The following is a 4,003-nucleotide window of genomic DNA, read 5'->3' as shown; positions in this document are numbered from 1 at the left end:
CATTATACGCATTACACTACTACAAACACTGAACAGAAATGTCAGAATCCAAGAAATTCCTCCTGCAGGAATGCGATATACCGACCGCATGGTACAACGTGATCCCCGCCATGCCTGTAAAGCCGCGCCCGATGCTCAATCCGGCCACAAAGCAGCCGCTCACGGCCGAAGATCTCTTCCCGCTCTTCTCTGAAGAAGCAGCCCGACAGGAGATGAACTTCACCGACTCATGGATCGAAATTCCCGAAGAGGTCCGCGACCTCTACAAAATATGGCGTCCGACACCTCTGGTGCGTGCCCGTGGCCTTGAAAAAGCGCTCGACACACCTGCCCGCATCTATTTCAAGAACGAGAGCGTAAGCCCCGTCGGATCCCACAAGCTCAACTCGGCCATACCGCAGGCCTACTACTGCAAGCAGCAGGGAGTGACCAACATCACCACCGAGACCGGCGCCGGACAGTGGGGAGCCGCCCTTTCGCTCGCTTCGCGGATGTTCGGCCTCGAGCTGGCCGTCTACATGGTCAAGATCTCCTACAGCCAGAAGCCCTATCGCCGCTCCATCATGCAGACCTACGGAGCGGAGGTCATCGCATCGCCGAGCATGTCGACCAAAGCCGGACGAAAGATCATCACCGAGCACCCCAACTATCAGGGATCGCTCGGCACAGCCATCAGCGAGGCCGTGGAGCTCGCCATGTCGACCCCAAACTGCAAATACGCCCTCGGATCGGTGCTCAACCATGTGGCGCTCCACCAGACCGTCATCGGTCTTGAAGCCGAGAAACAGATGGAGATGGCCGGCGACTACCCCGACATTGTGATCGGATGCTTCGGCGGAGGCAGCAACTTCGCCGGCATAGCGTTCCCGTTCATGCGCCACAACTTCGCCGGAGAGCGCGACACCACATTCATTGCCGCCGAACCGGCAAGCTGTCCGAAACTCACACGCGGAGTGATGCAGTATGACTTCGGCGACGAAGCCGGCTACACCCCTCTGATACCGATGCTCACGCTCGGACACAACTTCTCGCCGGCCAACATCCATGCCGGAGGACTCCGCTATCACGGAGCCGGAGCGGTCGTCAGCCAGCTCAAGAACGACGGACTGATGGATGCCGTCGACATACCGCAGCTCGAATCGTTCGCCGCCGCCACAGCCTTTGCCAAAGCCGAGGGAATAATCCCCGCCCCCGAGAGCGCCCACGCCATCGCCGCCACCATACGCGAGGCGCTCAAGGCCAAGGAGGAGGGACGTGAAAAGGTGATACTCTTCAACCTTTCAGGGCACGGACTGATCGACATGACAGCCTACGACAGATATATCGCCGGCGACCTCTCCAACCATGAGGTGACCGACGAGGAGGTGGCTGCCAACATAGCCGGACTCGAAAAAATCATCTGACAAGGCGCTCCGCCTTCGAACCATACCGCCCCCGCGTCAGTTATAACATCACAAGGCGCGGGGCTTAAGGCTTCGGCCGATCTCATGTTTCTCTATCATCAGCAAGGAATGACACGACCACTTATTTCATCCATAACGCTTCTGGCTGCGGCCTTCGCCATGCCTACGGCGGCCTATGCCACGGCCGGCGACTCATCGCGACAGAGCGCCGAAGCGACGTCAATGACAGTGAGCCTCGATTCGTGCCGTAACATGGCGCTACAAAGCAACAAACAGCTTCTCATCCGCAATGAAGCCGTCAACGCCGCCCATTTCGACAACCGGGCGGCCTTCGCGGCCTATCTGCCATCGATCGACTTTGCCGGAGGCTACACCTACAATCAGAAGAAAATATCGATCTTTGACTCCGATCAGCTTCTGCCGACAAAGACATTCAACCCCGCCACACAGAAATATGAGTTCAACCTCGCGAAAAACCCGCTGACCGGCGAGCCGCTAAAGCAGCCCGACGGGCAATATGTGCCCGAAACCGTGGCTCTGATACCAAAAGAGGCCATGACCTACGACATACACAACGTGTTTTTCGGAGCCGTGACCCTTACGCAGCCTGTGTACATGGGAGGCAAGATAGTGGCGCTCAACCGGCTGACGCACTTCGCCGAGGAGCTGGCACTCGAGATGAAGAGCAACGAGGCGCAGAACATCGTCTATGCCGTCGACGCCGCCTACTGGCAGGTGGTGTCGCTCAAAGCCAAGCAGCGGCTCACCCTGAGCTATGTGGCTCTGCTCGACACACTGCGCCATAATGTCAAGGCCATGGTCGACGCCGGAGTGGCCACTCGCTCCGACCTGCTGACCGTGGAGGTGAAGCTCAACCAGGCACAGGTCGACCAGACCAAGGTCGACAACGGACTGGTACTCTCGAGAATGGCGCTCGCCCAGCTCTGCGGACTCCCCGTCGACACCCGGCTCACCCTCGCCGACGAAGACGCCGACCTGACCCACGCGGCATCGTCGGCAACGATGGCCGCCTCATCCTACGACATGGACGAGGTGTATCAGCGACGCGCCGACCTGCGCGCCCTCGGCTATGGAGTGAAGATGCTCGAACAGGGCGAGAAAGTGGCCCTGTCGGCCATGCTTCCCAATCTGGCCATAGTAGGAGCCTACTCCTTCAGCAACCCCAACATGTTCGACGGATTCAAAAAACGCTTCTCGGGAGCATTCTCCGTCGGAGCCATGCTCACAGTGCCGATATGGCACTGGGGCGGCAACTACAACAAGCTGCAGGCCACACGCTCCCGCACAGCCATGGCACGCCTTGAGCTTGCCGACGCCCGCGAGATGGTGAGCCTGCAGGTGAGCCAGAGCGCATTCCGCGCCCAGGAAGCCCAGAAAACATTCCTCATGACCACCGCCAATCTGGCCAAGGCCGACGAAAACCTGCGCCAGGCCGACATCGGCTTCCGCGAAGGAGTCATGACCACCGACAACGTCATGGAAGCGCAGACGGCATGGCTCAAAGCCAACTCCGAAAACATCGACGCAATGATCGACGTGCGCCTCTGCGACGTCTACCTCTCCAAAGTGCTCGGCAACCTGCGATACTGACCATCCCGGCATGCCGCTATCGGGGGCTACCGCCCCACAAACCGACAAATACGCATAATAAAACCAACAACTACTGATTATATGGACGCTGAAAAGACCGAAAACCGATCGCTGATGTTCGGACTGATCGCCATCGTGGTCGTCACACTTCTGCTCGCCATCATAGGCTTTGTATTCATGCGCGAACCCGACGAGATCATCGAGGGACAGGCCGACGCCACTTCCGTGCGCATCTCAGGCAAACTGCCCGGACGCGTGGTCGAACTCATGGTGTCGGAAGGCGATATGGTGAAAGCCGGCGACACGCTCGTGCATATCCATTCGTCGCTCGCCGAAGCCAAACTGATGCAGGCCGAGGCCATGGAAAATGTAGCCGCCGCGCAAAACCAGAAGGTCGACGCCGGCACCCGCTCCCAGATCATACAGGCCGCCGCAGAGCTTGTGGCGCAGGCCAAGGCCGGAGCCACCATCACCCGCAAGACCTACGACCGGATGCAGCGCCTCTTCGAGCAGGGAGTCATATCGGAGCAGAAACGCGATGAAGCCAAGGCAGCCTACGACGCCGCCGTGGCCGCGCAGCAGGCTGCCGAAAGCCAGCTGAGTCTCGCCCGCTCCGGCGCGCAGAAAGAGGACAAGGAGAGCGCCGCAGCCCTCGTCACCGCCGCCCGCGGAGGAGTGGCCGAGGTTGAGAGCCTGCTCGAAGACCAGTACCTGACCGCACCCTGCGACGGCCAGATCGACCAGATCTACCCACAGCCCGGAGAGCTCGTCAGCCTCGGAGCGCCGATCATGAGCCTGCTGAAGATCGACGACAAATGGGTGACCTTCAACGTGCGCGAGGAACTTCTCAGCCAGATGAAGCTCGGCGACTCCATCACCGTGGAGATACCGGCTCTCGACCGCATGTCGGCCAAGGCACGCATCTACTACGTGCGCGACATGGGCAGCTACGCCACCTGGAGAGCCACCAAAGCCACCGGCGACTGGGA

3 protein-coding genes are annotated in these 4,003 nt (G+C 59.8%); all 3 read left to right on the top strand.

Annotated features, from left to right (window positions below; all coding sequences use genetic code 11):
• The first annotated feature begins 38 nt into the window (after positions 1-38).
• Positions 39-1,403: a TrpB-like pyridoxal phosphate-dependent enzyme gene (locus C5O24_RS11425; RefSeq protein WP_107035968.1), complete on the top strand. Its 1,365-nt coding sequence runs from the start codon at positions 39-41 to the stop codon at positions 1,401-1,403.
• Between the two features lie 108 nt (positions 1,404-1,511).
• Positions 1,512-3,014, top strand: a complete 1,503-nt coding sequence (locus tag C5O24_RS11420; protein WP_107681845.1) for a TolC family protein — start codon at positions 1,512-1,514, stop codon at positions 3,012-3,014.
• 81 nt (positions 3,015-3,095) lie between these two features.
• The coding region (locus tag C5O24_RS11415) for an HlyD family secretion protein (protein ID WP_107681844.1) at positions 3,096-4,003 on the top strand (908 nt) is incomplete at its 3' end.

Source organism: Paramuribaculum intestinale (assembly GCF_003024925.1).
Taxonomy (GTDB): domain Bacteria; phylum Bacteroidota; class Bacteroidia; order Bacteroidales; family Muribaculaceae; genus Paramuribaculum; species Paramuribaculum intestinale.
Note: the sequence above shows the minus strand (reverse complement) of the source record. Positions and strands in the feature narration are given on the sequence as shown.